Origin of the sequence: Butyrivibrio sp. NC3005, assembly GCF_000424545.1 — a bacterium.
Taxonomy (GTDB): domain Bacteria; phylum Bacillota; class Clostridia; order Lachnospirales; family Lachnospiraceae; genus Butyrivibrio.
On record NZ_KE384207.1, the window covers coordinates 89,188 to 112,335 of the forward strand.

Genomic DNA, 23,148 nt, shown 5'->3' on the forward strand with positions numbered 1-23,148 from the left:
GGTCAATGTATGTCAGACCTGCCCTTTCTCTATAAGCATAACTTAAAACATACTACATCATTGTTTTATTGGATTATCTCTAGAACTCGATGTATTGCACACTCAACTGCCTGCCTGCGCACTTCGCTTCTATCTCCTGTAAACAGCTTTTTTTCTGAAAAAACCTTGCCATTAACGAAAAATCCAATATAAACGCATCCAATTGGATGCTCCTTTGTTCCACCACCAGGACCAGCTATCCCTGTAGTTGCAATGGCAACATCTGCATTTGCTCTAACTGCAGCATTTCTTGCCATTGACTCGGCGCATTCAAAACTAATCTCTGTATATTTCTCAATTATTTCATGCTCAACGCCAAGCATCTCTTCTTTAGCTTCGTTACTATATGTAACAAAACCACGTTTAAAAACTTCCGACGAACCTTCAATATCAGTAATTGCAGCAGCCACCATACCACCCGTACAGGATTCAGCTGTTGTAATCTTCATCTTTCTACTAATCAAAAGTTTTACAAGCAACTCATTTTCAGCCATAGCATTTACCTATTAGGCTCTGTAAAAAACGCCACTAAATTCCATATATAAAGCAGTCATTTTTTATTACATTTGCCCATCCATTACATTCCAATTCTTTATAAGGTAATCTCCAAGGGATATAATTGTAAGTGCAAGTGCTATGAACATAATTACATTTGTGAGAATACCATAAGCCTGTCCCAAAGCATTTCCACTATGACTAATCTTATAATCCACATCGATTATCATCATAATAACCATAATCATCTGAAAAGTAGTCTTAAACTTTCCCCACCAACTTGCAGCAATCACGCTACCCTTTTCTGCAGCAATAAGACGAAAACCACTTATTATAAACTCTCTTGCTATTATCAGTATAACAACCCATGTCCAAATTCGGTTAGCGCCTACAAGACAGATCATCGCAGAACAAACAAGCATTTTATCTGCAAGCGGATCCATAAATTTACCAAAGTCTGTTATAAGATTATATCTTCTAGCAATTTTACCATCTGCCAAATCGGTAAGACTTGCAACTACAAATAATACAAGTGCTATCCATTTGTATCCCAACAACATGAACGCTACAAAAAAAGGAATCATAAGAACACGAAGCATCGTCAACTTATTAGGTAAATTCATTTTGTCGTTCCCCTCTTTCTTCCATCATCCTTATTATTTTTAGTCCTCTATTAGCTCTCCTAAAAGATCATAGGAATCACTGTCTGTAACAACTACGTCCACAAAACGTCCGCTAAGAAGGTCATATGGAACGTTCTCTATGAATATAAAACCATCAATATCCGGACTATCTTTGTACGTTCTAGCCACATACGTTCTAAGGCATCTTCCTTGATTGTCATATTTTTCTTCCTCATCGCCAATTCTTCCCTCAATTACAGCTTTGAGTTTTTGACCAATCATTTTCCTTGCTGATGCGAATGCAAACTTCTGCTGAACTTCCATAAGCTCTTTTTGTCGAAGTATTTTAGTTTCTTCGCTAATCTGATCAGGCATATTAGCTGCGACAGTTCCTTCTTCTGGAGAATATGTAAAAACTCCTAATCTATCAAAAGCTAAAGCTTCTACTAGTTCAACAGTCTGTTTATGATCATCTTCTGTCTCTCCAGGAAAACCTGATATAAGAGTTGTTCGAAGACAAATATCTGGAATTTCTCTTCTTAATTTCTCGATAAGCTGTCTAATTTCAGCATTATTAGTACGCCGTCCCATCTTTCTAAGAACATTATCGCTTCCGCTCTGTATTGGAAGATCAAGATATTTACAAATCTTAGGCTCTGTTTTAATAACTTCTATAAGTTCATCTGTAATTTCTTCAGGGTAACAGTACATTACTCTTATCCATTCAAAGCCTTCGATTTTGCAAAGCTGCCTAAGTAATTCTGGAAGCTTCTTCTCACCATACAAATCCATGCCATAAACAGTTGTTTCCTGAGCAACAATTATAAGCTCTGTAACACCCAATCTGGCAAGTTCTCTTGCCTCATGAAGAACATTTTCCATAGGTACACTTCTATAATGTCCTCTGACTTTTGGTATAATGCAGTAACTGCAATTCTTGTTACAGCCTTCAGCAATCTTCAAATAACTATAATTTCCACCAGTTGTTAGAATTCTCTTTCTATCACAAATTGGAGCTTTATCAATACTTTCAAAATAATTATTCTTCTGTCCTGATATTATCTCTTCAAGACTCTCTACTACTTTGTCGAATGCGGTAGTACCAAGTATTTCATCTACTTCGGGTATTTCTTTTTGAATTTCATCTTTATAGCGCTGAGCAAGGCAACCAGTTACGATTAACGCTTTAAGCCGGCCACTCTTACGAAGCTCTGCTAATTCCAGAATTGTATCTATGCTTTCTTGTTTTGCATCATTAATAAAGCAGCAGGTATTGACCACTGCTGCCTCTGCTTCTGTGTCATCATCTGTAAATTCAAAACCATGTTCCGAGAGCATGCCAAGCATGTACTCGGACTCAACACGGTTCTTATCGCATCCGAGCGAAACAAATAAAATCTTCATCCCGTTCGTAATTATACCTCTGCTGATTCTTCGGAATCTTTCTTGCTCTCTTTTTTATCTTCCTTCTTGCCTTCTTTATCACCGGCCTTTTCTGTATTTGATTCTTCAGCATCTGCCTCAGCATTCTTCTTTGCAATTGTCTCAGCCATTGCAATTTTCTCTTCATCTGTGAGAATACCAAGCTTATCCTGATAAAGCTCATTTACTGCTACAGTAAGAGCCTTGTCTCTTGGACTAGCATCAATCATAACTTCATCACCGGCAATAATCTGTCTAGCACGCTTTGAAGTTGCCATAACGATGGAATAACGGCTGCTGATTACAGGTTCTTCACCTTCCTCAACACCTTTGTTTACTACATTCATCAGGTCTACATAAGACGGATGTATCATTTCTTACTTCCTTTCTTACCACATTCAATGAATATGGTATTTCAACATTTTCAGACTAGGCATTTTACATCAACCACTAACTGAACAACAACGTATTATACCCCAATAATCACTATTATGTCAATGAAATTGTGCTTTGTACGTTTTATCACTCTGATATAATTACTGTTCGAATTTTTTTAATTCCTGTCTGATTTCAGCTATAAACTCTTCATTTCTATCAGGAGTAAAGTGAGCACTTGAAATAATTTCGTGCATTTTTTTTACACACTCATCCAGATCATCGTTTACAAGTATATAATCATACTCCTCTATTCCCTTTGATTCTTTTACCGCAGTGGAAAGACGACCTTTTATAACTTCATCGCTTTCTGTACCTCTACCTCTAAGCCTTTCTTCAAGTACCTGTGCGCTTGGCGGCATTACAAAAAGAAGAACTGCTTTAGGGAACTTCTTTTTTATCTGCAACGCACCCTGAATCTCTATTTCCAAAATTACATCAAGTCCTGCATCAAGTTTCTCTTCTACGAATTGTCTAGGTGTTCCATAATAGTGACCACAGTATCCTGCATGTTCTATAAGTCCATCTTCAGCAATAAGTTTCTCAAACTCATCATCTTTTATAAAAAAATACTCACGACCATTTTCTTCTCCTGGTCTTGGATTCCTAGTGGTAGCTGATACAGACAATGCATAATTGTCATATTCTTTAACCAGCCTTTTCATCAAAGTACCTTTTCCAGTTCCTGAAAAACCAGAAATAACAACGATTAATCCTTTACGTTTCATTTTTCTCAAAATCTCTTTCTTCTATTCTTGCAGCAATAGTCTCAGGAAGAAGTGCAGAAAGCACTACCATTCCATTGTCCATCACAATAACTGCCTTTGTCTTTCTGCCAGCACTAGCATCTATGCAAGTCTCTTTATCTTTGGCATTTTGCACCAGTCTTTTTATAGGTGCCGCCTCAGGAGAAACGATGCTTATAACATGGCTCAAATTTACTATATTGCCAAATCCAATATGCGTAAAAACATCTTTCATAGTCTACACTTTCAATTACAATTATTCAAGATTCTGTATCTGTTCTCTGATTTTCTCAATGGTAGTCTTTAAATCTATCGCTTTATTGGATACTTCCAAATCACTGGTTTTACTAAGAGTAGTGTTAGCTTCGCGATTCATCTCCTGTGCAAGGAAATCCAGTTTTCTTCCAACACCATTCTCGCTATCACCATTTTCCAAAGCCTTCCTGGTAGCCTCGATATGACTGCGAAGTCTGACCAATTCCTCATCAACGCAAATTTTATCTGCAAAAAGAGCCACTTCCATTGCCAATCTGTTTTCGTCAACTTGAATATCATGAATTAAATCATCAATTTTCTGTCTGAGATTTGTTTTATACTCTTCCACTATCATTGGAGAGCGTTCTGTAATGAAATTTACATCTTCAAGCATCTTATCAAGCTTCTTTTCAAGATCGTTTTTGAGAAACTCTCCCTCTCTTTGACGAGCATTTGAAAACTGCTCACCAGCCTGATCAATAGCTTCTTTAAGAGGTGGCCAAAAAATGTTTTCATCGATTTCTCCAACTTCCTGAGTAATAACATCAGGAAGCGACGCCATTCTTGATAATCCCACATCATTTTTCAAACCAAAATCTGATGCAAGACTCTCAAGACATCTCATATATTGCTCTGCCACATCTTTGTTATACTGAATACGTGTATCTGAACCATTTAAATCTTCACAGGTTATAAACACATCAACTTTTCCGCGCTTAACAAATTTCTTTAATTCCGTTCTGATATCAGCCTCAAGAATATTGAACATCTTAGGCATTTTCAATCCCAAATCAAGATACCTGTTATTAACAGATTTCATTTCGACTGTAATGCGGTGCTTTTCACGCATTACTTCTCCGCGGCCAAAACCAGTCATACTACTGACCATATATTGTGTCCTCCAGTTTTTATGATAAAATAATTAGAGCGAAAAAAGTCAATTTACACCTTATACATAAAATTATAGGCTTTTTTCGCACACTGCGTCAACTAATTAAACAGAAAGGATAACTAAAATGGCTTTTGACGGTATTACCGTAGCAGCTATTGTGCATGAGCTTTCAGAATTATGCACAGATGGCCGCATATATAAAATTGCACAAACAGAAAAAGATGAAATTATGCTTACTATAAAGCCTCAGGCAGAAAGAGGCGGAGGCACTTGCAAAGTATGTCTTTCAGCAGATGCGTCCCTTCCACTTGTATATATAAGCAAAGACACAAAGCCTAGCCCAGCGCAGGCTCCGACTTTCTGTATGGTACTTAGAAAACACATTTTGAACGGAAGAATACGTTCCATCACTCAGCCAGGACTTGAAAGAATAATCCAATTCAACATCGATCACCTCGACGAAATGGGGGATTTAAGAACAAAAACACTTCTAATAGAACTTATGGGAAAATACTCAAATATCATTTTCATAGATGATTCTGAGACTATAGTTGATTCTATAAAACACATTCCAGCTTCTGTTAGTTCTGTCAGAGAAGTACTGCCTGGCCGAAAATACTTCATTCCTCAGACACAAAACAAAGAGAATCCTCTCGAGATTACAAAGGAAAGCTTTATTTCTCTTATTTCCGCAAGGCCCGAACCTATATTTAAAGCTTTAATAAGTAACTATACAGGTCTTTCCAACGTGATAAGCAATGAAATCTGCTATAGAGCTGATGTAGATGCCTTGCTTCCTGCAAATACTCTATCAAACGGTCAGCTTATTCGTTTGTTTAATGTACTAGAACTATTTGTAACAAGAATTAAAAAAGGAGATTTCAAACCTGCCATAGCTTATGAGAATGGTCATCCAAAAGATTATGCTGCTTTTCATCTTTCAAGCTATGAAAAGACACCTGACTGCTTTTTAAAAGAAATGCCAAATATGTCTTTACTTTTATCTTTGTTTTATTCTGAAAAAAATTCCATTACCAGAATAAGACAAAAATCAGCAAACTTAAGACATATTGTAAGCACAGCTTTAGAAAGAACCATAAGAAAATATGATTTGCAAATGCAGCAAATGAAAGACACCCAAAAAAGAGACAAATATCGTTTATACGGCGAACTTCTAAACGTGTACGGATACAGTGCAGAACCCTCTGCAAAATCAATAACGGTAAACAATTATAATACAGGTGAAGATATTACCATACCTCTTGACCCAACACTCACCGCAAGCCAAAATGCTCGTCGTTACTATGAACGCTACAACAAATTGAAACGCACTTTTGAAAATCTATCTGAACTCACTGTAGAAGTCAAAGCTCAGATTGATCACCTTGAGTCTGTTCAAAATTCACTTGATATTGCCAGAACAGAAGCTGACCTTATTCCAATTAGAGACGAGCTTATCGAATCCGGCTATATTCACAAAAAGACAAACGAAAATAGACGCCCAAAAGACAAAAACATCAGCAAACCACTCCATTACATTAGCAGCGATGGTTTTGATATTTTTGTTGGAAAGAACAATTTTCAGAACGATCAGATAACTTTCAAATTAGCAAACGGTTCTGATTGGTGGTTCCATGCAAAAGGGATGCCAGGTTCGCATGTAGTATTACAAACAAAAGCAAAAACAGTGCCTGACAGAGCATTTGAAGAAGCTGCCAGCCTTGCCGCCTATTATTCAAAAGCTAAAGAACAAGAAAAAGTTGAAATAGACTATCTGCAAAGAAAGAATGTTAAGAAACCCGGTGGAGCAAAACCCGGATTTGTAGTTTATTATACTAATTACTCAATGGCTATACGCCCAGATATTTCATCTCTCAAAGAAGTGAATGATTAAAAAAAATTTCTAGGTTTTTGTTTTTATCAAAAAATCAAGAACCTAGAAATTCTTTCCAATTTCATTTAAAAACCTGCTTTTAAATCAAGTTTTCGAGAACAAAAATCAAAAGGCAAACTAGTCCAAAACATGTTTTTTTAACGACATGGGCTTTTTTAACGGTCAGTTTGCTTAGTTTTTAGAACAAAGTGACAAAAACTATAAATCTCTAAACAAATATCACAATATTCTAACTTTTTTGAATACTCTTATAATCTTATTTCCTTTTGGAAAACTCATCAAATCTTCTTCTGTTAATGTATTTGTCTTTACCAAGACGATTGAATATACAAAGACAGACACAACAATAGCAGTTGCAGAAGCTACGAGGTTTGGCATATATCCAATTTTACTATAACCACCCAATGCAAATGCTACAGCATAATGAACTGCCGCTCCTGCAATCCCCATAAGAAGTGCTGCCAATAATGGCATAAAATAAACTTTTTTAACATCAAGTTTTAGTTTGAGCCTTTTTCTACATGCAATATCATTTAAAAGGAACATTGTAAATGCATACAGAACTCTTGTAAGAACAAGACACATATTATCAAGATTAGAATAATCAAGTAGTACCACTAATACTATCGTTTGAACAATAAGAGCAATAACCGCATTTACAACCGGTGTTTTAAGCCTTCCAGTTCCCTGAAGAACTGAATTGGTGATAGTAGACTGAGAATAGAAAACTACTGTAACAGACAAAAACGCAAGCAGCAAAGCTGCCTCATTTAACGAATTTCTTTGCGGAAAAAGAATCTGCGTTATTGGTCTTGCCAGAAAAATAAGTCCCAATGCAGAAGGAGTGGCAATAAGCATTGAAACACGAATTACTTTTATTGCTATAAGATTTGATTCTTCCTTTTTGCCCTGAATAAATTTCTCTGAAATACTAGGAATCATTGCTGAAGCAAGAGCAGAAGAAAGTGCAATAGGAATATTAGTGATAGTAAGAGCCTTTCCCGCATATATTCCATATAAAGCTGCTATATGACTTTCATCAAAACCACGCATTTCCAATATATGATAAAAAAGTTTCTGGTTTATATTAGGAGTAATATTATACAAAAATGTACTCATCAAAAACGGAGTAACAATAGTAAAAATCATCCAGAACACTTTTTTAGTGTCGTCTGTTTTATTGTTGTCTTCCTTTATTTTTTCATTTATAACTTTTTTATTCTTATGATAGACAAAAGTCATAAAAACAAGTGCAAATACTACACCTGCTCCTGTTCCAAGTGCACTTCCTGCAGCTCCATAAATCGCACTGTTTTGCCCTTTAGAAATTGCAATATTCGTCAAACAAAACGCCGCAAGAATTGATATAACAGCATTAATCAGCTGTTCTGCAACTTGAGAAACCGATGTTGGCACCATTGTCTTTTGCGCCTGAAAATATCCTCTAATAACCCCAAGCGGTCCATACAAAAAAACCGTAGGAGCAAACACTCTCAAAACATAAGCTCCATTATTACCCACCATAAGGCTGGCAAAATTAAAAATTATTAAAGTTCCAACAAACCCTACTACTAAAACATATATAAGAGCACATCTGAATACTTTCTGCGCATTTTTGTACTCTCCAAGTACAAATTTCTGTGCCATAACTTTAGAAATTGCAGATGGAATACTATAAGAGCTTATCATCAAAATAATAATATACCAATTGTATGCTGAATTGTAATATCCATTGCCCTCATCGCCAATAATAGATGTAAGCGGACTTTTATACAAAAGTCCTATAATCCTGACTATAATTCCTGCAACAGCTAAAATACCTGCTTGTTTTAAAATTGCATTATCAGATTTAGACATTTCAAATAACCACAAAAAAGAACCATGCCGGTATTGAAAAACCTGCATGGTTCTCAACCTTTCCTTTGATTTTACGGTCTTAACCAGTCATACATTTCCTGGTATTTACTAGCAGATACCTTCCATGAGAAGTCAACTGCCATAGCCCTGTCAATCATCTTGTTCCACTCTCTTTTGTTATCATAATACAAAGCCTCAGCATCACGAACTGTGCGCATCATCTCATGAGCATTATAATTCAAGAAAGAAAAACCTGTTCCTGTTCCCTCATATTTGTTATAAGGTTCAACAGTATCTTTAAGACCGCCCGTTTCACGAACTATTGGAAGAGTTCCATAACGAAGTGCCATAAGCTGTGACAATCCGCATGGCTCGAACAAAGAAGGCATAAGAAAAGCATCGCTTGCAGCATAAATCTTATGTGACATAGCTTCTGAATAATAAATATTAGCAGAAACCTTATCACCATATTTCCATGCAAAGTGACGGAACATATTCTCATACTGTTCTGTTCCTGTTCCAAGAATTACGAACTGTACTGCATCCTGACAAAGTTCATCCATGACACAGCTAATAAGATCAAAACCCTTCTGATCAGTAAGTCTGGAAACAATACCAATCATCATTGTTCTATCATCTTCAGCAAGACCAAGTTCTTTTTGAAGAGCTCTCTTATTCTTGATTTTTTCCTTGCGGAAATTAATCTCATCGTACTGATATTCAATAAATCTGTCAGTAGTTGGATTGAAATCCTCATAATCAATACCATTAACAATGCCTCTAAGATCATTGGTTCTAGAGCGAAGAAGACCATCTAGACCTTCACCATAGAATGTTGTTTTAATCTCTTCAGCATATGTCTCTGATACAGTTGTAATGGCATCAGCAAAGACCATTCCACCTTTTAACATATCAGCATCGCCGTACATCTCCAATTTGTCAGGAGTGAAAAAATAATCTGGAAGACCTGTAATATCCTGCACTTCCTTCTTGTCCCATCTACCTTGGAATTTAAGATTATGAATAGTCATAATAGCTTTAATTCCACGATAGAAATCATTTGCCTGGAAACGTTCCTTGAGATAAACCGGCACAAGTCCCGTCTGCCAGTCATGGCAATGTATAATATCAGGACGAAAATCAATAACAGGTAAAATACTAAGCGCCGCCTTAGAGAAAAATGCGAATCTTTCGATTTCAAATTTAGGATCATCTCCATAAGGCTTCATACCACTAAAATAAAATTCATTGTCAATAAAATAATAATGAATACCATTAACCTGAGAATGAAATATTCCCACGTACTCCTGTTTCCAGTGAAAGTCCATATAGAAATTCGAAACATACTCCATCTGGTCTTTAACCTTCTGGGACATGCATGCATACTTAGGCATAATGATACGTACATCAAAATATCTGGAATCAATATCTCTCGGAAGAGATCCAACAACATCTGCAAGTCCACCAGTCTTTATGAAAGGAACACCTTCAGATGCCACAAATAGAATATTCTTCATTGCCTTGCTTCCTCTCTTAGCTACCACTTTCGCAATAGCATTATTTACTTTAATATACCATTTATTTTAACTATCGGCTTATTTCTCCAAAATATACAGTTCTTCTATTTCTTAAGGCAATGCATAAGACTTATCACTGCCACCTTCTGCTGCAGATTTTAAAAACCTTTCACAGTAAATTTTCAATCTTCACTAGGAGTGTATTTTGCACTCTGCATTGCAATGAGTTCCTTATCATCAAAATAATTAATCTTCATTGCACTCTTAACTTCGTCCAAAGTATTAGCAGCAACCTGCTCAGCTGCTTCACTTCCCTTCTTTAAGATATCGTAAATTGCAGGGATATCTTTCTGAAGCTCTTCGCGACGTTTACGTATAGGTTCAAGTTCAGCATTGATAACATTAAGAAGAAACTTCTTAACTTTAACATCACCAAGACCTCCACGCATATAGTGAGCCTTCATCTCATCAAGATTCTGATAATCAGGTGCAAATTCTGCAAAATGTTCATCTCTTGCAAATGCATCAAGGTAAGTAAATACAGGATTGCCCTCAACCTTACCAGGATCTTCAACTCTAATGTGATTAGGATCAGTAAACATGCTCATTACTTTCTTCTTGATGGAATCTGCGCTCTCTGAAAGATAAATACAGTTTCCAAGTGATTTACTCATCTTGGCATTTCCATCAATTCCAGGAAGTCTAAGACATGCCTTATTGTCTGGAAGTAAAATCTTAGGTTCAACCAAAACATCGCCATAAATACCATTGAAAGAGCGAACAATCTCACGACACTGCTCAATCATTGGTTCCTGATCTTCTCCAGCTGGAACAACTGTTCCCTTAAAAGCTGTAATATCTGCTGCCTGGCTGATAGGATAAGTAAAGAATCCTGCAGGAATACTTTCACCAAATCCACGCATACCAATTTCAGACTTAACAGTAGGATTTCTCTTAAGCCTTGCAACAGTAACCAAATTAGCATAATAAAATGTTAATTCTGTGAGTTCCGGAATCTGTGATTGAATAAGAAATGTGACCTTTTCAGGGTCTAGACCAGCAGACATATAGTCAAGAGCAACTTCGATAATATTCTGTCTAACCTTCTCGGGGTTATGAGCATTATCAGTCAAAGCCTGAGCATCTGCTATCATAATATAAATCTTGTCAAACGTGCCGGAATTTTGAAGTTCAACTCTTCGTTTAAGTGAACCGACATAGTGACCAACATGAAGTTTACCGGTTGGTCTATCTCCGGTCAGTATAACTTTGTCCATCTTCTAACTCTCCTCCACTTTCTTTGAATAGAGCAATCGAAAAAAAGAAATCAAACATGTCTTCTATTTTCGAAACACTATCTTTAATATTATACCATAAATAAGCCGCCGAAAAAACTGCTTATTTTTCTTGCAATAAACCAAATTTTGTTATATGATATACGCAAATATATCAAAAAGTCCAATAATGCGATATTTCGTTTGCTTATTATCTTTATTTCCGTATGTGTTCACACTATATTATCCGTATGTTCATATTTTGTTCATATTTTTCATTTAATATAGACATATCAGAAGCGGTGAGGCGCTTCTGACTCCCCCAATAAAACTTTTTTCATACCGGGTCGTTGGGTTCCCCGCCTAGCGACCCCTCCTCCCAAAGATATCAACTTTTTAGTTGTTTAATATATTAAATAGATGTCGCCTTTTCAAGGCGGCTTTTTTATTACCAACATTCATTCCCCTGAACTTTTTGCAAATAAAGTCGCAAATAAAAAACCAGCTGGCGGTTAAAAGCATTACGCTAGTAGCCATCAACTGGTTTATAGGTTCTTGTTTTATGTAATCCGTTTTGCTGTTTGTATATTTCGTCGCAGACACGCTTTCGCTTGATTATAAACGTAATGGTACATAAGGTTCTAAAATACAGAACCTAAGTACCAACGTTTATATACAGTTCTGCTCATGAAATATTACAAGCCAGCAAAACTCATTTATCAAAAATAAGTAACAATAAGTATGACTTCTTGTCACTTATATTCAGAAACTCGCATTTACTGCGAGTTTCGTGAGAACAAAAGTCAAGTGGCAAACTGGTTCAAGGCGAAGCCTTTTTTAATGGCCAGTTTGCGTAGTTTTTGGAACGCAGTGACAAAAATCTATACTTATTTAAAAAACATCAATATTAATCTTTTCTTACATCATCTGTCTTTCAACCATCTTCACAAATTCCCTGTTATTTCTTGTGTGTGTAAACATATTGATAACCTGATCAACTGCATTATCAATTTTCACACCATTAAAGCTCTTACGCATTCTGTTAACTGCATCAAGTTCATCTGAATTAAGAAGTAGATCATCTCTTCGTGTTGAGGATTTTGGAATATTAATCGCCGGGAATATTCTTCTTTCCTGAAGTTTCCTATCAAGAATAAGTTCCATATTACCCGTTCCCTTGAACTCTTCATAAACCACATCATCCATTTTAGAACCGGTTTCAATAAGGGCTGTAGCAAGAATAGTAAGACTTCCGCCCTCTCTCATATTTCTAGCAGCACCAAAAAATCTCTTTGGCATATGAAGCGCTGCAGGATCAAGACCACCAGAAAGAGTACGTCCAGACGCCGTTACCACCTGGTTGTATGCCCTTGTAAGTCTTGTAATGGAATCAATCAAAATCATAACGTCCTGCTTGTGCTCAACAAGTCTTCTTGCTCTTTCTATAGTCATCTCAGAAACACGAATATGATGTTCTGGAAGTTCATCGAAAGTAGAATGAATAACCTCTGCATTTGGACCTGTAATTGACTCTTTTATATCTGTTACTTCCTCAGGTCTTTCATCAATAAGAAGAACAATCAAATGAATATCTGGATAATTTCTCTGAATAGATTTTGCAACATCTTTCAAAAGAGTAGTCTTACCAGCTTTAGGAGGTGAAACAATCATTCCACGCTGCCCTTTACCTATTGGACAAATCATGTCCATTATTCGCATAGCAACGGAACCGCCTTCTCTTTCAAGTCTTAACTTTTCATTAGGAAAAATAGGGGTCATGCGTTGAAAAGAAAATCTCTTTATTGATTCTTCTGGCGTATAACCATTTATACTTTCCAATCCCTGAAGCGCACCAAATTTTTCGTTTCCTGTGCGTTCTTTGGTATATCCTCTTAGAATATCTCCTGTTCTAAGTCCGTATTTCCTAATTAACGCAGGAGCTACATATACATCATCTTCTCCTGGAAGATAATTATCACATCGAATAAAACCAAAACCATCCTGCATTACTTCAAGAATTCCCTGAGCATCAACAGTTTTAGCCTGTGTATTCTCGGGTATCTCTGTTTTACTTGTCACTGCAGTATTTTGAGAATTTTCTTTTTTTGAAGCTGTTGTGATAACAACTTTTGATCCTTTGAAATTTAAATCCTTCGAATTTTTTACTTTCTTTTGAAGTCTGCTATCATTTGCCAAGTCTTTTGATTCTTTTTGATATTTTTGATCTTTGATTTCTTTTTGATCTTTGATGTCTTTTTTCTCTGTGGAAACTCGAACTTTCTTTGATTCTCTTGATTTTTTGGAATCTTTTAACTGATTTTTCTTTTCGGAATTATCTTTCTTTTCTTTCTCTTCAATTTTGTCATTAGTCTTTGGAACTTTATCCTGCTTGAGTTTTTCTTCATCAAGCTGAACCATTTCGTTAATGATTTCCTGTTTCTTAAGTCCCGTTGTCTTAATTCCACGAATCTTGGCAAGTTCACGTAAATCGACTAACTTCAGCGTCTCGTACCGCTCTCTCATAGTGCTTAAAGGCTCCTTTCGGTGTATCTTCCTTTATCCTTATAGACTGGGTTATCCAGCAAATTATTTTTTATGTGGATTATCAAACTGAGTAGCAATAAAATGAATTCTTTCAGGTAGAATAAGAAATAGTAAAAATACTGGTACTTGATATCCTGAAGAATTTCAAATAGTGCTTACATTCACAAAAAATGTAAGCATTATTCGAATAAAAATGTCACAAGGCAGTTTCTTACTGCCTATTTCCCGCATGAAACAAAAATAATTATGAAAAACTTTCATCTTCAATTTAAATATCGGAATAGATAATAAATAACATAAGAGATTTAAAATAATAAAATAATTATAACAAACATTAAATTAATAATCAACTTTCATAAGACACAAACCTTGTGGTTTGGCAGTTGGACCTGCAAGTTTTCTATCCATTAATTCGAGTACTTCTTTTACTCTTTCTGGAGTCATTCTGCCAAAGCCAACCTCTAGAAGCGTTCCTACTAATATTCTTACCATATTCTGCAAGAATCCGTTTCCATGAAATGTTAATCTTATTCTTGGTCCATCCTGTACTATTGAAATAGTATCAACACATCTGACAGTCGACTTACGCATTCTAGGATTTGAACAAAAGCTCTTAAAATCATGTGTTCCTTCAAGATATTTTGCAGCTTCTCTCATCTTATCAAGATCTGGCATTTGTTCTAACACAGTGACATATTTTCTATCGAAAACTGGTTTAGATTTTCCATAGTAGCAAGTATATACATATGTTTTTCCAAGAGCATTATACCTTGCATGAAATCTATCAGATGCCTCTTTCAATTCAATTATTGCAATATCATCCGGGAGATAATTATTCATATATTCCCAGATTTCATCAACGCTGTACTGTGTATCAAGATGAACATTACACACCTGACCTCTTGCATGAACTCCTGCATCTGTTCTTCCCGATGCAATCACTTTTACAGGCACAAATTCCCTTTCTTCTGACTTACTATTATCTATTTCATCTTTTATCATCCTGTTTAATACAGTTTCAATCTTCCCTTCAATAGTCATTTCAACACCAGGCTGATGCTCCCATCCCTGATATCTTGTGCCATCATAGCGAACGACCATCTTAAAATTTCTTTTCATTAAAAAAACCTTTCTCTATAAAATATATTAAAACCTTTTGTCTAAAAGGCTCATACCAGCATCATATAAATTCCTGTTACATGCATCATAAAGCCATCTTTCCATACTAATTCCATCAATATTGCCAAGATGAAAATTCACTGAACGAACATTAGTGTGTGTAGTACCACCATGCATTCCGCTTTTCATAACCATCTTATTTTTAAAATTATTGATATAAAAAGAAAACTTTGGATTGATATTTCTTAGTTCACTTAACATTTTTTTCATTTGTAAAAAAAACTCTTCTTGAACATCACTATCCGATGCATATATTTTATTAGCTATATCATTGTAATACGCACTAAGCAGATAGTCATGTGTAGAAGTTGCATAAAGATAATTAAATCTATCGCCATATTTTTCATAAAGCTTTTTGTACCAACAAACAGTGATATTATCTCCCTTAATAGCATCAGCTATATCATCTTTACATTTCCAGATTTCTTTGGCAGTTCTGTACCAATCATCATATAAAAGCTGACCACTATCAGATAAAAGAATCACATTTTGACAACCCCTATAAAAATCCTCATATACCTCGCCTGCAAGAGCAGGCACAGCAAAAGCCCCTGCACTATCACCTGCAATCAATAAGCTTTCCGGATTATCAAATAATTTTCTAGCAGCTTCCATCGCATTTCTGAAATTTTTATATCCATGAAAATGCAGAACATCTTTGTTACCATCAGCATTTATAAATTCAAAGTCATTATTACCGACATGAAAATCTCCTGTTGCATATGTAATAACCACAACATTCCAATCTCTGAACAGATTTCTGGGATTTGTTACTTCTGTAATCCCAATATGAATGTTCATAATCTGAGTAAACGGTCGTAAATTATTGTAATAATAATTAGGCATTCCAGCAGTTACTCTTCCATAAGTAGTAGGTCTTGCTGCAGTATATTCATTCCATGCAACGCCTCCACCTGAAAAAAAGATAATCAGATTTTTACTTCTGCCTTTTTTGGCATAAATATAATATTCAGAACCGTCTCCAGATACGCCATCCTTAATGGGAATTCTGTACCATGTAAAAGCATCCATTTCTCCCTCTAAAACAGGTGCTCCAATTGGCGTTTTTTCTATCATACTACCCAGCCGATTTTCAAAATAATCTCCTACACGATATGCAAATGCAAGACCGCGCTGAAGATTATCTTTATTTTGCACCCTCTTTTCAGGCATTCAATCCTCCTTTTATTCCAATTAGAAATTCCACATTTTTGCTGAAGCATTTTTGAAATCTCTAAAACGAAATACCACAACTGCAACAGCTAATAGCAGATATAAAGTCATGCAAATAACTGCAGGCCACATAAAGAAATTTTTTTCATTTAACACAAAAATCCATTGCGCCTGTGAACATACTACAGAAAAAACAAGATAATACATATAATCTTCAAGATGTGCATGAGTTGCAAGCCCCATTATAAATGTAAATATTCCTATTCCTATGAAAATAAACGGGATTGCCCACGTAACAGACCATGCTTTATAACCTGACATTTTATCTGCAATAAAACAAACAACCATTCCAACATATGCTTCAAATGTTACAACTTTAAGAATATTATTTCTAAGCGTAATACCAAAAACCGCATCAAGCCATGCTACAAAAACAATAGCCATTACAAATGGAATCCATGAAATCGTTGTTTTAACCTGATGTGATGCGATAAATCGTGTATTAAACAGTATAATTTCAATAGACAGCATCAGAAAAGTAACTATTTTCAATATAGATACTCTTGAAACGTGTTTTTTCAAAATAGGATACGCGGCATCTTCAGGCTCACCTGACAGACGTCCCTGACAAAGAGGACATTCAACTTTATATCCTCTGATTTTCATTTTACATTTCGGACAATACTGCATATTTATTCCTCTTTTTTACCTATATTTGCTGCTGAAAACTTTTCTTCCAGTTTATGCTTGAATAAATTTATTTTATCTTCTTCCATATTGTGATCTGAACTTGTAATCTCGACTTCGATTCCCATATTAACAAGTCTTCTAAAGAAATGAAGCATAATCTCATGAGTAGTATACGCTGAAACTTCTCCAAATACACAACTGTCACCAAAGCTAGAAACACATATCTGCTGAGATGGCGCTGGCATAAAACATGAAAAGCGTTTTATATACGGTGCTGCTTTCTCAGGCATTTTTATATTACCAAGATTAGAAATAGTACTGGTAACACCTTTCTTAGAAGCAGTATTTATCCACTGAATAGCTATATCTTTAATAAAAAGCGGAACAACTTTTACTGCAAGATTATGCTCGAGTGCTGCATAAGAATTCATTGTCTTCTGAATGCTTTCAGGAGATAACTGCTTTGCAAAAGAATCTTTCACGAACTCAATTATTGAATCCAGATTTCCATTGTAGTCCTTAGGATCATATACAACTGTAATAGTTCCATAAAAGTTTCTAGTAGTTTCAGATGGAAAAAACTGTCTCAAATTAACAGGCACACTTACAACAATTGGCTTCTTGAAATCTCCTACAGTCATTTCATCAATGATAGCTGCAACATAAACTGCTGTTGATAGAACTCCTACTGAAGTATTATATTTGTGTGCAACTTCCAATATTTGTTTTGAAGAGACACACCCTTCTATCAAATGAGGCTGCTGATTTTGATCTCTTTCTCCTTTAATCTGATATGCTCTTCGCCTTGTAAGAGATTTAAGTTGATTTAGTCCATTGCTTTTTTCATAGAAATGTTTAAATGCATCATCATTTTTTTCATATCTACTTGAAGAATCAACACTTTCATAGTCCATATGCAAATCATATTTCTGATTAAGATACCTGGTAATAATATTTTTCAAAAAGACAAATGCACCTGTACCATCTGCCAGTACATGAAACATTTCAAGACTTATACGACGTTTGTAATAAAACACCCTGTATAATAAAGTTTTTCTTCCCGGAAAATACAACTGACTGCAAGGCGGAAGATTTTCCTTATGAACCACACAATGCAGATTATCTCTATACTCAAGATAATACCAAAAAGCACCTTTTCTTAAAACGCAGTTAAAATGAGGAAATTCATCAATCGTATCGTCAAGAGCATTTTGTAATATCTCTGGATCAACATTTTCTGTTAATTCGCAGCTTATTCGAAAAACTCTGGTATTAGCCCCTTGAACTGTTGAAGGTATTATTTTTGCTGCATTATCAAGCTGATACCATTTGCGATTATTATCTGCCATAATTTAGCTTCCTTACATTAGTATTTGTAAATATTCTATTGTACAAACATTTTTCTAATATTCATCTATCGTAGGAGTCTTTATTTCTCTTAAAGTTCCATCTCTATATTCAAATCGGAAAAATTCGCAATTTCCTACAGATATTTTCCAAAAATCTTCCAATCTGCTCTTCCTTAAATTAGTCAGAAGTGCTCTCATACATGCTCCATGAGTCTGAATAAGAATATTACCGCAATCACTTTTTGATTTTTTCAAGTCCTCTATGAAAAGAGCTGTTCTTTCCATTAAATCGGCATATGGCTCTTCTTCCATCTTTGGAATATATATCGCTGGATTTTCAAATAAACCGCCATATTCTTCTTTTATATGCTCGAACTTCATCCCTTCCAGTTTGCCAAAACTCATTTCTTTAATACGATCATCAAGTATTATTTTTTCCTTTGGAAAACCACTTATTATATGAGCCGTTTCAACTGCTCGGCACAAAGGGCTTGATATGACCTTATCGAAAGAAATCCCAAGAGCATTAAGTCTGTCAAAAGCTTCTTTTGCCTGCTGCCTTCCTGTATCGTTCAACTCAATGTCTGTTGCACCTTGAAAAAGATGCTCCTTATTCCACAATGTTTCTCCGTGTCTAACAAAATACCAAATCATTTTTCCAAAAACCTAACCTGCCTAAAAATATTTAATTCTTTTTTGAATAATCTCGTTCTCCAAAAATACCTGTGCCCACTCTTACAAAAGTTGCACCTTCTTCAATTGCAACCTCATAATCTCCAGTCATTCCCATTGAAAGAACATCAAGTTTGTGATCAAAAATATTCATAGAATTTGCTTCTTCCAACAATTCTCTAAGTCCTTTGAAATAAATTCTGTTACTCTCGGGATTATCAGTATAAGGTGCTATTGTCATAAGCCCTCTCACATTTACATGACTCAAACCTGAAATTTCCTTCAAAAAAGGAATTGTCTCTTCCGGCCTTAATCCAAATTTAGTATCTTCGCATGCCATGTTGACTTCACACAAAATATCCATCACCATATCATGTTTTGCAGCCTGTTTCTCAATTTCATCTGCAAGCTTTTTGTTGTCAACAGAATGTATAAGCTCCACCATTCCCGGAAGATACTTGACCTTATTATTCTGCAAATGTCCAATCATGTGCCAGTGAAGAGGTGTTTTTATTGAAGCTGTCTTCATCTGCAATTCCTGAACCTTATTCTCACCAAATACTGTTATGCCTTCAGCCATAGCTTCTTCTATTGCTGCAACCGGTTTTGTCTTGCTCACTGCAATTAATGTAACTAAATCCCTGCTTCTACCACTTTTTTTACATGCAGCCATTATATTATTCTCAACTACTTTGAGATTTTCACTTATGCTTCCCATATCTTAGCCTATTATAGCAACCTTTCTTTAATATTAATAAATGCAGATATCAAAACAATATCTGCATTTATTCTATCACATATTCAATTTAAATTTTATTTTAAATCAACACTCTTCCATGTGTCTTCAGGAATAAGTGAGATATATGTCTTACCGGAATTTATTGTAAGCTCTTTACCATTCATATCATAGTATCTTGTGATATCTGTCTCAGCAAGCTTTGTCCATGTAATCGGAATGCACTTGCCATTTGTAAGGTAATAACCATTCTTGTTAGCACTAAGGTAGTTATATACAAGATAGCCATTCTGGTCAAGCTGAGCAAATGAACAACTCTGAAGAATAACATTTGTAAATGCAAGAGGCTCCTTAGAGTCTGCATCTAAATGCTGTTTTCCATATTCATAATACTCATACTTCTTTGTACTATCATTGTACTTAAGCATTGAACCATTGTGCTTGAATGGAAGAACAACTTCGTTTACATCCTTAACCTCTCCACCTGCCTTGGACAAATCAACTTCTGTACCATAATCAGAGAAGTTAAAGTGTGTCTCATCTTCTACACGGTGAGAATTGTACTCTTTGGAATAACCGGAGTTTGCAAAAGCATCATCCAAATCACCTGTAACGATATACTCTGTAAACTCTCTTGACTTACCATTGTTTACACGTGAGAAGATTCCAGAGAAGTGTTCCTTACCCCATGGATATCCAAAATATGTATTGTTATAGAAAGGACCACCATCATGGCAAAGAACAGCATTCCACTCTGCAGCAAGAACAATGTTAGTAGGTCTTGTAGAACGAATACTTCCAAGCTGCTTAATCTTGCCCCAATCCTTAACAACACACATAAGACGTGTAATTCTGTTATTAGCCGTGCTGTTCATAAGCTCATATACAACATCAGCCTGTGCTGTACCATAGTGAGGAAGAGCAGTTGCCTCATTATCAACCATTACAGCTATAGGACGCTGATTCTTAAGAGACTCATCAATAGGCTCACCTGTAATCTCGCTAAGGTACATTCCAGCAGGAACTTCCTTGGAGTTTGCTGTATTTTCAGCAGTTGTACTCTGAGAAGAAGCAGTGTCTGAAGCTTCCTTTTTCTGATCAATAGTCACAGCAGATGAACCAACAGAACCGTTATCTTCCTTCTTGGAGCATCCAAACAGAGTCATTGCACAAAGTCCAGTTACTAAAATAGACGCAATCTTTCTTTTCATACTTATTCTCTTTCCGACTGAACATGCAGTCATATAATATTCTGATTTTTAATCGGCACTTAAGAGTAAGCACCAGCCATTTACCCAAAACGTAAAAAGCTCACTTTGTCTATTTTAGCAAAAAAAAGCTTAAACGACAATTAAAAAACAATAATTTTTATCCCCTGAGTCGTTTACGAGGCGGTGCATTAGTTAAAACAAACGGTAAAAAATCACTCTCCGGTATAGGTTTTGAAAAATAAAATCCCTGTAAATAGTCGCATCCCATCCTAATAAGAATCCTATTCATCTCTTCGTACTCAACACCTTGTGCAACCACTTCCACTTTATTTTTGTGAAAAAAAGGAATAATATCTTCCAAAATTTTATTCGTTCCATCAAAATAAGCCCATATTATACTTTTATCAATTTTGACAATAGAAACAGGGAATTTGAAAAGCTCTACTATATTGGAATAGCCAACTCCAAAATCATCCAAAGAAAAAATAATCCCTTTATCTTTAAGAAGCTGTACCTGTGGTTCATTTTTCATAAGCTCTGCCGTAGCCTTTTCTGTTGCTTCCAGACAAATTAAAGAAGGATCAATCTTATATTTTTTCAATGTTGATAAAAACTCATATATGATTCTCTCATCCTGACACTGAACGAAAGAAAGATTAATCTGTATATGTTGTATTCCAAATTTCTTTATATCTACTTTCCGAAGGAACAAGCAAACTTTCTCAAAAATCTGTCCTCCAAGTTCTATAATACTTCCATTTTGTTCTGCCACAGTTATAAATTCATCAGGAAGAACCGGTCCAATTTCTTCATCTTCAATTCTAGCTAATGCTTCACAAGAAGTAACTCTTTTTTGTGATGCAGAAAAAACAGGCTGATAATATATTTTTACAGACTTTTCTTCTATCGCTTTCTCTAATGCTTTTTCTACTAGAAGATAATGATTCATCCTTCCAATCATATCTGCATCTATTGGAACAACTTCATAAAGCTGACTGTCTTCTACTCTTCTAAGCGCCTGCAATAGAAAACGCCTTATCTTTTCAGCACTTCCCTGCCTTACGAGCGTAGGATAATAAACAATAACAGGCCTAACCCTTACAAGGACATTCCTTCCGTCCACGATAATACCCATAGACTCCTGAAAATGTAATCTTATATCATTAGCCAATACAGTGCCATCCTTATTTCCCTTGTAAATAATACTGTAACGTCCCTGCTTCATATAAAAAACCGGATTTTTAGCAGCTACTTTCTTTAAATATTCCGCAATTTCTCTTTTAACCTCTTCTATCACAGGGCCTCCATACATCCTGCGAAGATCTTCATACCCGCCTATTGAAACTCCAATAATAGATCCTGGAGTTCCATATCTTGTCCATACATCTACATTTTCTCTGAAAGCATAATCATTATATAAACCTGTTGCTCTATCAAGATAATATTCTGGATTTTGATGTGATAAGTACAAAATAAGCAGAATCAGCGACATTGCAACATTAACTACCATTAGCTTAGGAAAAAAGGTTCTAATAACACTTCCTGTGCCTAAAATTATCCAGGAAATAATAAAGCTTGCCCGCTGATTCCAGGTAAAACTCTTACGAAAAAGCTCCGTATTAAAAATACCCAATATACTATATAAAATAATATACATGGATATCCAATTATAGAATCTTCCCTTTTCATATCCGGTTACTTCATTAACATCAAACATAAAACGGAAAAAAATATTTAAAAAGCAAACAAAAAAAGTGATCACTGCCGGCAAATAATATATACCACCTATATAGTGTTTTCTAATATCAACATGATTGCACATTGATCTGTTGTAGCAGAAAAAAACAAGCACAACTCCAGCTACAGAATAAAAGAAAACAGTAGTAACAAGAACTACCAAATAAGACGAATATTTTTCATAGTTGCTTATCATATATGTCGAAAACATATCCAAAGATATCATTATAATGCTTCCCCACAAAAACATATGATAGAAGATATTCCTTCTAAGCGGAAGATATCCCCGTCTTCCATAGAACAGAATAATAATCAGAATGACTATAAATGACACAACCGAAAAGTCATAATTCCAAATATACATCTCATTCCTCACTTAACTTGTTACTTCATGCTAGTTTGTACATG

At 35.4% G+C, this 23,148-nt stretch carries 20 protein-coding genes; 1 reads left to right on the forward strand and 19 read right to left on the reverse strand.

Going from position 1 to position 23,148, the window contains the following annotated elements:
• Positions 1 to 65: 65 nt before the first annotated feature.
• From G634_RS0116405 to G634_RS0116435, 7 genes are all read right to left on the reverse strand, one after another.
• Complete coding sequence (locus tag G634_RS0116405; protein WP_026506174.1) at positions 66 to 533, reverse strand: CinA family protein; 468 nt, start codon at positions 531 to 533, stop codon at positions 66 to 68.
• A 66-nt stretch (positions 534 to 599) separates the two neighbouring features.
• Positions 600 to 1,157, reverse strand: a complete 558-nt coding sequence (gene pgsA, locus G634_RS0116410; protein WP_026506175.1) for a CDP-diacylglycerol--glycerol-3-phosphate 3-phosphatidyltransferase — start codon at positions 1,155 to 1,157, stop codon at positions 600 to 602.
• 39 nt (positions 1,158 to 1,196) lie between these two features.
• Entirely contained in the window at positions 1,197 to 2,561 is a 1,365-nt protein-coding gene (rimO, locus tag G634_RS0116415) for a 30S ribosomal protein S12 methylthiotransferase RimO (protein ID WP_026506176.1), read from the reverse strand.
• An 11-nt stretch (positions 2,562 to 2,572) separates the two neighbouring features.
• Positions 2,573 to 2,953, reverse strand: coding sequence for a DNA-directed RNA polymerase subunit omega (gene rpoZ / locus G634_RS21020; RefSeq protein WP_026506177.1), 381 nt, complete (start codon positions 2,951 to 2,953; stop codon positions 2,573 to 2,575).
• Between the two features lie 162 nt (positions 2,954 to 3,115).
• Positions 3,116 to 3,742 (reverse strand): guanylate kinase, encoded by a 627-nt coding sequence (gene gmk / locus G634_RS0116425; protein WP_026506178.1) that lies wholly within the window; start codon positions 3,740 to 3,742, stop codon positions 3,116 to 3,118.
• On the reverse strand, positions 3,732 to 3,995 hold the full coding sequence (locus G634_RS0116430; protein WP_026506179.1) for an extracellular matrix/biofilm biosynthesis regulator RemA family protein: 264 nt from the start codon (positions 3,993 to 3,995) through the stop codon (positions 3,732 to 3,734). The genes gmk and G634_RS0116430 overlap by 11 nt, the downstream gene beginning before the upstream one ends.
• 21 nt (positions 3,996 to 4,016) lie before the next feature.
• Positions 4,017 to 4,904 carry a YicC/YloC family endoribonuclease gene (locus tag G634_RS0116435; protein ID WP_026506180.1) on the reverse strand — a complete coding sequence of 296 codons (888 nt, stop codon included), beginning with the start codon at positions 4,902 to 4,904 and terminating at the stop codon, positions 4,017 to 4,019.
• Between the two features lie 127 nt (positions 4,905 to 5,031).
• Here G634_RS0116435 and G634_RS0116440 point away from each other — a divergent pair, with 127 nt between their 5' ends.
• Complete coding sequence (locus tag G634_RS0116440; RefSeq protein WP_026506181.1) at positions 5,032 to 6,801, forward strand: Rqc2 family fibronectin-binding protein; 1,770 nt, start codon at positions 5,032 to 5,034, stop codon at positions 6,799 to 6,801.
• Positions 6,802 to 7,020: 219 nt separating this feature from the next.
• On the opposite strand, the gene G634_RS0116445 is transcribed toward G634_RS0116440, so the two are convergent.
• The 12 genes from G634_RS0116445 to G634_RS0116500 form a co-directional block, all read right to left on the reverse strand.
• Positions 7,021 to 8,706 (reverse strand): putative polysaccharide biosynthesis protein, encoded by a 1,686-nt coding sequence (locus tag G634_RS0116445; protein WP_051234202.1) that lies wholly within the window; start codon positions 8,704 to 8,706, stop codon positions 7,021 to 7,023.
• A 23-nt stretch (positions 8,707 to 8,729) separates the two neighbouring features.
• Positions 8,730 to 10,175, reverse strand: a complete 1,446-nt coding sequence (gene glgA, locus G634_RS0116450) for a glycogen synthase GlgA (RefSeq protein WP_026506183.1) — start codon at positions 10,173 to 10,175, stop codon at positions 8,730 to 8,732.
• A gap of 182 nt (positions 10,176 to 10,357) precedes the next feature.
• Positions 10,358 to 11,452 carry a tryptophan--tRNA ligase gene (gene trpS, locus G634_RS0116455; protein ID WP_026506184.1) on the reverse strand — a complete coding sequence of 365 codons (1,095 nt, stop codon included), beginning with the start codon at positions 11,450 to 11,452 and terminating at the stop codon, positions 10,358 to 10,360.
• A gap of 915 nt (positions 11,453 to 12,367) precedes the next feature.
• Positions 12,368 to 13,972 (reverse strand): transcription termination factor Rho, encoded by a 1,605-nt coding sequence (gene rho / locus G634_RS0116460; RefSeq protein ID WP_026506185.1) that lies wholly within the window; start codon positions 13,970 to 13,972, stop codon positions 12,368 to 12,370.
• Between the two features lie 360 nt (positions 13,973 to 14,332).
• A complete protein-coding gene (truA, locus tag G634_RS0116465; RefSeq protein ID WP_026506186.1) occupies positions 14,333 to 15,112 on the reverse strand; it encodes a tRNA pseudouridine(38-40) synthase TruA in 780 nt (259 codons plus the stop codon).
• Between the two features lie 27 nt (positions 15,113 to 15,139).
• Positions 15,140 to 16,345, reverse strand: a complete 1,206-nt coding sequence (locus G634_RS0116470) for a pectin acetylesterase-family hydrolase (protein ID WP_026506187.1) — start codon at positions 16,343 to 16,345, stop codon at positions 15,140 to 15,142.
• Positions 16,346 to 16,366: 21 nt separating this feature from the next.
• On the reverse strand, positions 16,367 to 17,035 hold the full coding sequence (locus tag G634_RS0116475) for a DUF6320 domain-containing protein (protein ID WP_026506188.1): 669 nt from the start codon (positions 17,033 to 17,035) through the stop codon (positions 16,367 to 16,369).
• Positions 17,036 to 17,037: 2 nt separating this feature from the next.
• Complete coding sequence (locus G634_RS19780) at positions 17,038 to 18,384, reverse strand: hypothetical protein (protein ID WP_196805398.1); 1,347 nt, start codon at positions 18,382 to 18,384, stop codon at positions 17,038 to 17,040.
• 54 nt (positions 18,385 to 18,438) lie between these two features.
• Positions 18,439 to 19,038, reverse strand: a complete 600-nt coding sequence (locus G634_RS19785; RefSeq protein ID WP_051234204.1) for a histidine phosphatase family protein — start codon at positions 19,036 to 19,038, stop codon at positions 18,439 to 18,441.
• Positions 19,039 to 19,069: 31 nt separating this feature from the next.
• Positions 19,070 to 19,774 (reverse strand): YggS family pyridoxal phosphate-dependent enzyme, encoded by a 705-nt coding sequence (locus tag G634_RS0116490; RefSeq protein ID WP_026506189.1) that lies wholly within the window; start codon positions 19,772 to 19,774, stop codon positions 19,070 to 19,072.
• Positions 19,775 to 19,869: 95 nt separating this feature from the next.
• The gene (locus G634_RS0116495) at positions 19,870 to 21,003 is read right to left on the reverse strand and encodes a DUF3048 domain-containing protein (protein WP_035800554.1); all 1,134 of its coding nucleotides are present in this window, start codon (positions 21,001 to 21,003) and stop codon (positions 19,870 to 19,872) included.
• A gap of 157 nt (positions 21,004 to 21,160) precedes the next feature.
• Positions 21,161 to 23,104 (reverse strand): bifunctional diguanylate cyclase/phosphodiesterase, encoded by a 1,944-nt coding sequence (locus G634_RS0116500; RefSeq protein ID WP_026506191.1) that lies wholly within the window; start codon positions 23,102 to 23,104, stop codon positions 21,161 to 21,163.
• Positions 23,105 to 23,148: the final 44 nt, after the last annotated feature.

Excerpts from the sequence above, each read along its gene's own strand:
- G634_RS0116405 (WP_026506174.1), bottom strand. The coding sequence starts at position 533 with ATGGCTGAAAATGAGTTGCTTGTAAAACTTTTGATTAGTAGAAAGATG.
- pgsA (WP_026506175.1), bottom strand. The coding sequence starts at position 1,157 with ATGAATTTACCTAATAAGTTGACGATGCTTCGTGTTCTTATGATTCCT.
- rimO (WP_026506176.1), bottom strand. The coding sequence starts at position 2,561 with ATGAAGATTTTATTTGTTTCGCTCGGATGCGATAAGAACCGTGTTGAG.
- rpoZ (WP_026506177.1), bottom strand. The coding sequence starts at position 2,953 with ATGATACATCCGTCTTATGTAGACCTGATGAATGTAGTAAACAAAGGT.
- gmk (WP_026506178.1), bottom strand. The coding sequence starts at position 3,742 with ATGAAACGTAAAGGATTAATCGTTGTTATTTCTGGTTTTTCAGGAACT.
- G634_RS0116430 (WP_026506179.1), bottom strand. The coding sequence starts at position 3,995 with ATGAAAGATGTTTTTACGCATATTGGATTTGGCAATATAGTAAATTTG.
- G634_RS0116435 (WP_026506180.1), bottom strand. The coding sequence starts at position 4,904 with ATGGTCAGTAGTATGACTGGTTTTGGCCGCGGAGAAGTAATGCGTGAA.
- G634_RS0116440 (WP_026506181.1), top strand. The coding sequence starts at position 5,032 with ATGGCTTTTGACGGTATTACCGTAGCAGCTATTGTGCATGAGCTTTCA.
- G634_RS0116445 (WP_051234202.1), bottom strand. The coding sequence starts at position 8,706 with ATGCAGGTTTTTCAATACCGGCATGGTTCTTTTTTGTGGTTATTTGAA.
- glgA (WP_026506183.1), bottom strand. The coding sequence starts at position 10,175 with ATGAAGAATATTCTATTTGTGGCATCTGAAGGTGTTCCTTTCATAAAG.
- trpS (WP_026506184.1), bottom strand. The coding sequence starts at position 11,452 with ATGGACAAAGTTATACTGACCGGAGATAGACCAACCGGTAAACTTCAT.
- rho (WP_026506185.1), bottom strand. The coding sequence starts at position 13,972 with ATGAGAGAGCGGTACGAGACGCTGAAGTTAGTCGATTTACGTGAACTT.
- truA (WP_026506186.1), bottom strand. The coding sequence starts at position 15,112 with ATGAAAAGAAATTTTAAGATGGTCGTTCGCTATGATGGCACAAGATAT.
- G634_RS0116470 (WP_026506187.1), bottom strand. The coding sequence starts at position 16,345 with ATGCCTGAAAAGAGGGTGCAAAATAAAGATAATCTTCAGCGCGGTCTT.
- G634_RS0116475 (WP_026506188.1), bottom strand. The coding sequence starts at position 17,035 with ATGCAGTATTGTCCGAAATGTAAAATGAAAATCAGAGGATATAAAGTT.
- G634_RS19780 (WP_196805398.1), bottom strand. The coding sequence starts at position 18,384 with ATGGCAGATAATAATCGCAAATGGTATCAGCTTGATAATGCAGCAAAA.
- G634_RS19785 (WP_051234204.1), bottom strand. The coding sequence starts at position 19,038 with ATGATTTGGTATTTTGTTAGACACGGAGAAACATTGTGGAATAAGGAG.
- G634_RS0116490 (WP_026506189.1), bottom strand. The coding sequence starts at position 19,774 with ATGGGAAGCATAAGTGAAAATCTCAAAGTAGTTGAGAATAATATAATG.
- G634_RS0116495 (WP_035800554.1), bottom strand. The coding sequence starts at position 21,003 with ATGAAAAGAAAGATTGCGTCTATTTTAGTAACTGGACTTTGTGCAATG.
- G634_RS0116500 (WP_026506191.1), bottom strand. The coding sequence starts at position 23,104 with ATGTATATTTGGAATTATGACTTTTCGGTTGTGTCATTTATAGTCATT.